The sequence below is a fragment of the Rhodopirellula maiorica SM1 genome (assembly GCF_000346295.1).
GTDB lineage: Bacteria > Planctomycetota > Planctomycetia > Pirellulales > Pirellulaceae > Novipirellula > Novipirellula maiorica.
Genome location: NZ_ANOG01000541.1, coordinates 1 through 6534 on the forward strand (window position 1 = coordinate 1; position 6534 = coordinate 6534).

Sequence of the window (6534 nt, forward strand, 5' to 3'; positions counted from 1 at the left end):
TTAGACGTGACCTAAACGACCCGGTCGGGGAATTTCCCTGACCGGGTCGTTTTTTTGCTTTCACAGAATTGTAGGCCGGACCGTAGCGGTGCGAAGTTCCGGCATCGCAGCGGCAGCGAACTCTGCGTCGCGTTCGACCTGCCAGAGCTGCATCGCGATTGCGACTTGATCCGGCCTGTTCTAATGGATGTGGTTCGAAGGTATTGCTTGCATACCAATTCACGAAAATCCACGTTGACGCTATGCCGCAATTTTCTAGCTATGTCTCTAGAAAAATCCCACGCGTCTCGTATCACCAACCCCACCCCCGAAGACATGTCCAAACGCATCTTCTTTTCAGTTGGTGAACCCAGTGGCGATCAACATGCGGCTCGATTGATCACCCATTTGAAGCAAGCGTTTCCCGAAATCCAAACGACCGGTTTCGGGGGCGAGGCGATGCAGGCCGCCGGTTGTGATATCGAATTGGATTTGACCAAACACGCTGTGGTGGGGATTCTGGAAGTTCTGCCGAAATTGCGAGAGTTTTTTGGCTTCGCCGATCAAGCCGAAGCGATTTTCAAGTCAGGCGAGATTGACGCGGTCGTGCTCGTCGATTTTCCCGGTTTCAATTGGCACATCGCCAAACGCGCCAAACGCTATGGCATCCCCGTCTACTATTACTGCCCGCCTCAATTGTGGGCCTGGGGCGGATGGCGAGTCCGAAAGATGCGTCGTTTGGTCGACCATGTGCTAACCGTTCTGCCGATCGAACAGAGCTACTTTACCAAACACAACATTCCGGCCACGTACGTCGGGCACCCGTTTTTTGACGCGGTCGCGTTGGCGGAACTCGACGAACAATTGTTGGCGAGGTTTGCCAAGCAGACCGAAGCGGGCGACCAACTGGTGGCCGTTTTGCCAGGTTCGCGGACTCACGAAGTGCATCGCACGTGGCCCGTGATGCTCGAGTCGATTCGTCGATTGGCCAAGTCCGAACCGTCCGCCAAGTTCCTGGTCGCCGCCTATCGTGATCGCCACTGTTTGTGGTGCCGCAATCAATTGACCGCGGCCGATGCCAATTTGCCGATCGAATTCTATGTTGATCGCACCAGTGAAGTGATCGAAGCAGCGCGGTGTGCGATGATGGTCAGCGGTTCGGTCAGTCTCGAGTTGATGGCACGGCGAACTCCCGCCGCGGTCACCTATCGCATCGGCCGGTTCCTCTATGCGTTCGCAAAGATGGTCGTCAAACTCGATTCGATCACGCTGCCAAACTTAATGAGTCCACGCAAAGTCTTTCCCGAATTTATCTCGGTCGGATCGACTCAGCCGGCCGTCGATTTTTTGACGCAGTCAGTGGGTGCGATGTTGCACGATGAATTCTATTACCGGCAAACACTCAAGACGATCGACGAACTTTGTCATCAACATGCAGGTGGTGGTGCGACCGAGAAAGCAGCCACTTGGATCGGAGAGAAGGTAACCGGCCGCAGCGACCAAGGCATCCGCCGCGCCGCCTGATCTCATCCGTTCATGCTCGTGGCGAAAGTCGCCAAGACTTTCGTCCAGCGACCTTCACAATCAAACTCGCCAGCGACCCGATTGATTAGCGATCCAAACCGTCGATCGCAAAGCAATAGATTTCTGTTTGGATCGACTTCTCGAAATCGTTGTCACAGCACACCCAAAGCGTGCGGCGGCCATCGACCAAACCAGGTCCCCAGCACAGACCTTCGGGTTTCTCGTGGGCGTGTTCGCCGCCCACTCCGAATTGGGGATCGAGCAAATCGATAAACAGACTCTTGCGGGCGGGCGTCACCGACGATGGCAGCTCGGTCTTCGGCAGCGACTCGATTTGGGTCACGTCCGAGGCGTCGCGGGTATCGATCAAGAAGATCTTCTTCGTCTTGGCTTCGCGGCCTGCTTTGCTATCACGCTCTAGCACAAGAAAGCGATCTTCGTCGACGGCCAGAATTTCGCTCGTTCCGCTGGCAAGGTTGTCGAGTTGGTAAACGATCTCGCGGATGCAATTGTGATTGCCGTCAAAGACAACGCAGCGGCAGTTCAGGCCGATGCAATATCCGTTTTCGATGACGGCATCTTGGATCAACGGGCTTTGCGGAAGGGCAATCATGCGGCTGCCGCTCGGAGTGACAGCGATGCCTTCCAAACCACGATTGCTATAAACCCCTTTGGTGAAGATGCCATCGTCCGCAGCACGCAACCGGAATTTGTCGGGCACGGTGAATTCGTTCGAGATCCGGCCCGACTGATCCACCACGACGATGTGAGGTCCATACTCGTCACTGATCAATAGCGAACTATCGGGCAGCAGACGGACGCTCTCGGGGTCAAACGCGGTCCAAGTTGGATGAGGCGTTGCGGAGTTCAAGCACTTTTCGTGAGCTTCGTTTGAACCGACCAGCGGCTCGCCCGTCGGCGTGCTTAGCATTCGCGTTGTCTTCAGTTCAAACGCAATCTTCCCCGTCGATTGATCCAGGATCAGATCGGCTTCGTGATAGCGGCAGTGATAATTGACTTGGCCATCGCCAGCCCCACGATCGGCAAGCAACAAAAATCGGTTGCCAGTGCCGCTGTATTCGATTCCCGACAGCCCGCCGAATTGATCCGATGGCGATCCGTCTTCGAGTGGTTTGGCGTCACCGCTCGCATCGCTTCGATTGCCATCGATCGCGACTTTGCCGACCAATTCGATTTGAGGCGTCGCGGCGTGGACGATAGCACTGCCAAAACAGAGTGCCATAACTCCGATGCTGAAAATCGATCGAACCAGAACCATGTTACGGGCCATTGTTTTTTACCAGCAAGAAATAGCAGAGGGCCGCGTTGAATCGACAATCGTTCAATGCTTGCGCAGGAAGAAAAAGCCAAACCTGCAATCCATAAATCGATCAGGATTATGTAAATCCTTGGCGAAATTCAGATGTTGGAAGTGTGAAGATTGCGCGAAGGTGTGGCAGTGTGCTGGCTCACTCGAAGACGCTCAAAATGCTGCCGCAAAGCGTCTTGTCGCTAGCGGGGTGGCTTTGCTAGCCGAACGGCGCAAGGCCCAATGCCATCTACTTTCGTAGTAAGACTCGCCAGAGTTCCTGGTGTTTCACCAGCAAAGAGGGGAATTCTGGCGAATCCCACTACTTGAGCATCTCCAGTGGTTGCCAAAGTAGATCGCATTGGGCGCGGGGCCGCCCGGTTGCGGCGATCAATGCGTTGTCCCAAACCGCCAACGCGATTTTACCGAATGATTTCTGCCTACGTGCTTTTACGCGAATTCGCCGTTGCGAGTCAGGACGAGGTTGTCGCGGTGGATCACGTTCTCGTAAGGACAATGGCCAATCAGTTCGCCAATCTGGTCGCTCGGTTTGCCCAGGATCTTTTCGAGTTCACTCGAACGGTAGTTGCACAACCCACGAGCGATTTCGTTGCCTTGGGGATCGTGCAGCGCCACGACGGCGCCGCGTTTGAACGTTCCCTTGACGGATTTGACGCCCACGGGCAACAAACTCTTGCCGTTTTCCCACACCGCTTTGGCCGCCCCGGCGTCCAAATGCAGGACCCCTTCGACCTTGGCCGATCCGCCGATCCAACGTCGGCGTCCCTTGATCGTTTTTTCGGTTGGCAAAAAGAGCGTCCCCACGTCTTCGCAGGCAAAAATTTTGTCTAGCACCGCGTCATCGTGCCCTGGGGCGATGATGGCGGTGTGGCCATGCGAGGCGGCGATCTTGGCGGCTTCCAATTTACTCGTCATTCCTCCTTTGCTGACGTGGCTCACTTTGTCTTTGGCCAGACTGAGGATCGATTCGTCGATGCGGGGAACTAATTCGATCCGCTTGCTGCTGGGGTCGTTAGGGGGCCCGTCGTACAGTCCGTCGATATCCGACAGGATGATCAACAGGGTGTCGGTCAACAATCCGGCAACGCGAGCAGCCAAGCGGTCGTTGTCGCCAAACGTCGTGGTCAATTCACGCACCGCAACCGAGTCGTTTTCGTTGACCACCGCGATCGCGCCATATTCATGGATGCGGCTTAGCGCATTTCGAACATGCAGATAGGCGCTGCGGCGACGCAGGTCCGATGCGGTCAACAAAACTTGCGCCGCGTGGCGTCCCCTTGCCGCGATACTCGCCTCATACGCCTGGATCAGGTCGGTTTGCCCAATTGCGGCGACTGCCTGCAATTGGGATACGACCTTGGGCCGTGAGGAAAGACCGAGTTTTCCGACCCCGGCGCCGACCGCACCGCTACTGACCATGACGGTTTGTCGTCCGGTGTCGGCGATCCGGCAAAGCTGGGCCGAAAGTTTTTCGATACGATCACGATCAAGTTTTCCACTGGGGGTGGTGAGAACCCTCGTTCCCACCTTTACCACAACGCTGCGGGCGCGTTGAATCGCAAATTTTCGGTGCGCTAAATACTCGTTTTCAGCTTGGTTCATCGGAAAAACGATTCCTTGATGACTTTTAAATGGGCAGCCGATGCGAGGCTGCGGAGGTTTCGGAAATAGAGGTTGCAGTCCTGCATCCAGTCAATTTGGACTGCATCTTGCTTGTAAATTTCAAAAGCGGATGCCGATTGGGTTGCCGTTTCCACTAGGAAATAGCAGGCTCGCGGCACTACAAGAAGATTGAATTGTGTTGGGGAATCGACGACCTTGGAAGCCCAGCGTACATTTCATGTAGACTTGATGAAGCTGCATTGATCTAAAATCGGTGCTTCTTCGCTGAACCATCCGCCTCTTCATCTACCTCAGAACGAAGCATCTGATATGAGCGAATTACATCACGAGTGTGGTGTTGCTGCCATTTACCACCTGTCGGGACGCGGTCGAAGCCCGCTGTGTACCTCCGATGGGCCACGCCACATTTCGCGGTTATTGCCTCGAATGTTGTTGGATATCCAAAATCGTGGCCAACTTGCCGCCGGCATGACGACATTCGATCCCGCCCGTCCTTCGATTCTGAGGACTCGCAAAGACGTCGGGACGGTAACCGAGGTTTTTCGGCTGAATCATCGAGCCAAATCCGAATCGTTGATGAAGCACTTGGCGGGCCGCGCCGCGATCGGGCACGTCCGCTACGCCACGTGTGGCCAAGACGACCGCAGCTACGCCCAGCCGTTCGAGCGAAAACACATTCATAAACGGAAATGGTTCAGTTTCTGCTTCAACGGCCAATTGGCCAATTACGGCCTGCTGAAAGAACGCTTGCTGGCCGATGGCGATCACCATCTGTCACTCGATACCGACACCGAAATCATCTTGCACGAGTTCGGTCGGCTATTGAGCCAGAGCACCGATCGGATGGATTGGATCGATGTGTTGCGCGAAGCCACCGCCGGTTTTGACGGTGCCTACAGTTTGGCGTTGTTGACCGCCGAAGGCGAAATGATCGTCGCGCGAGATCCATTGGGCGTCAAACCGATGTGTTACGCCAACGAAGGCCCGTTGTTTGCCGCGGCCAGCGAAAGTGTGGCGCTGTTGAACCTCGGATTCTCCGATGACCAAATCAAATCCTTGGCTCCCGGGCATGCGATCATCGTCCATCCCGAAACCGGATTCCGTATCGAGCGTTTTGCCGAAGAAAAATCGCCCGCTCACTGCTTCTTTGAATGGATCTATTTTGCCAACGTTGCTAGCACGTTGGATGATCGAAGCGTCTATCTCAGTCGTACCCATCTTGGCGAAGAACTCGCTCGTGCCGAACGCGCCCTCGGCCGTGTCCCACTGGATTGCGAAAACACGATCATCGTGCCGGTACCGGACACCAGCAAAGCCGCAGCCGATGCGATGGCATTTGAATTGTCGATTCCATGCCGCGAAGGTTTGATTCGCAATCGCTACGCCGGCCGAACTTTTATCGAAGGCGGCGGAGCGCGAAAGGCCAAGGCGGCAGCGAAGTACACGCCGCTTCGCGAAGTGCTCGAAGGCAAAACGGTGATTTTGGTCGAAGATTCGATCGTCCGCAGTACCACGATGAACGTCTTGTTGGACCGGATTCGCGAGGTTGGCGGCGCCAAAGAAATCCACGTCCGTGTCGCCTGCCCGCCGATCGTCGCACCCTGCTTTTACGGGATCGACATGAGTACGATCGATCAGTTGATCGCACCGAAATACTTTGGCATCAATGGCGAATTGACCGACGAATCTCAGCAGCGATTGGCGGACGATCTTGGCGCCGACTCGCTGCGTTACCTGCCCGTCGATGCGATCGCTCGCGCGATTGGGTTGCCCGAAGACAAGTTGTGTCGCGCCTGTGTGACCGGCAATTATCCGACTGACTGTGGTCAACACCTCTACCAAATCGCCTTGGACAACCGCGGCAGCAACATCGATAGCAAGCGAACCTACGAACAACTCGCCGCAGCGCTACAGCAGAGCTAGTCTGTTGAGCGGCTTTTAAGCTATTTGAAGTGAAACGTTTAGCGTGCTTCACCTCCCCGAAACTTGTTTTGGGGAGGCCAGAACGAGCGGAGCAAGTTCTGGGTGGGGGCTTCGGAGTGTTAGAAATGACAACGTGCAAGTTCAGCGTTACCAAG

General features: G+C 55.4%; 4 protein-coding genes. 2 read left to right on the forward strand and 2 right to left on the reverse strand.

Annotated features, from left to right (window positions below; translation table 11 throughout):
* Window positions 1-261 precede the first annotated feature (261 nt).
* A complete protein-coding gene (gene lpxB / locus RMSM_RS17335; protein ID WP_008698922.1) occupies window positions 262-1503 on the forward strand; it encodes a lipid-A-disaccharide synthase in 1242 nt (413 codons plus the stop codon).
* 85 nt (window positions 1504-1588) lie between these two features.
* Here the strand turns inward: lpxB and RMSM_RS17340 are convergent, their stop codons facing one another.
* Window positions 1589-2746, reverse strand: a complete 1158-nt coding sequence (locus RMSM_RS17340) for an esterase-like activity of phytase family protein (RefSeq protein WP_236622183.1) — start codon at window positions 2744-2746, stop codon at window positions 1589-1591.
* A gap of 516 nt (window positions 2747-3262) precedes the next feature.
* Window positions 3263-4435 (reverse strand): glutamate 5-kinase, encoded by a 1173-nt coding sequence (proB, locus tag RMSM_RS17350; RefSeq protein WP_008698925.1) that lies wholly within the window; start codon window positions 4433-4435, stop codon window positions 3263-3265.
* A gap of 330 nt (window positions 4436-4765) precedes the next feature.
* Here proB and RMSM_RS17355 point away from each other — a divergent pair, with 330 nt between their 5' ends.
* Window positions 4766-6379 (forward strand): amidophosphoribosyltransferase, encoded by a 1614-nt coding sequence (locus tag RMSM_RS17355; RefSeq protein WP_008698928.1) that lies wholly within the window; start codon window positions 4766-4768, stop codon window positions 6377-6379.
* Window positions 6380-6534: the final 155 nt, after the last annotated feature.

What these genes read in the sequence shown, in the direction of transcription:
- RMSM_RS17355 (WP_008698928.1), top strand. Translation starts at nt 4,766, where the DNA reads ATGAGCGAATTACATCACGAGTGTGGTGTTGCTGCCATTTACCACCTG.
- RMSM_RS17340 (WP_236622183.1), bottom strand. Translation starts at nt 2,746, where the DNA reads ATGGCACTCTGTTTTGGCAGTGCTATCGTCCACGCCGCGACGCCTCAA.
- lpxB (WP_008698922.1), top strand. Translation starts at nt 262, where the DNA reads ATGTCTCTAGAAAAATCCCACGCGTCTCGTATCACCAACCCCACCCCC.
- proB (WP_008698925.1), bottom strand. Translation starts at nt 4,435, where the DNA reads ATGAACCAAGCTGAAAACGAGTATTTAGCGCACCGAAAATTTGCGATT.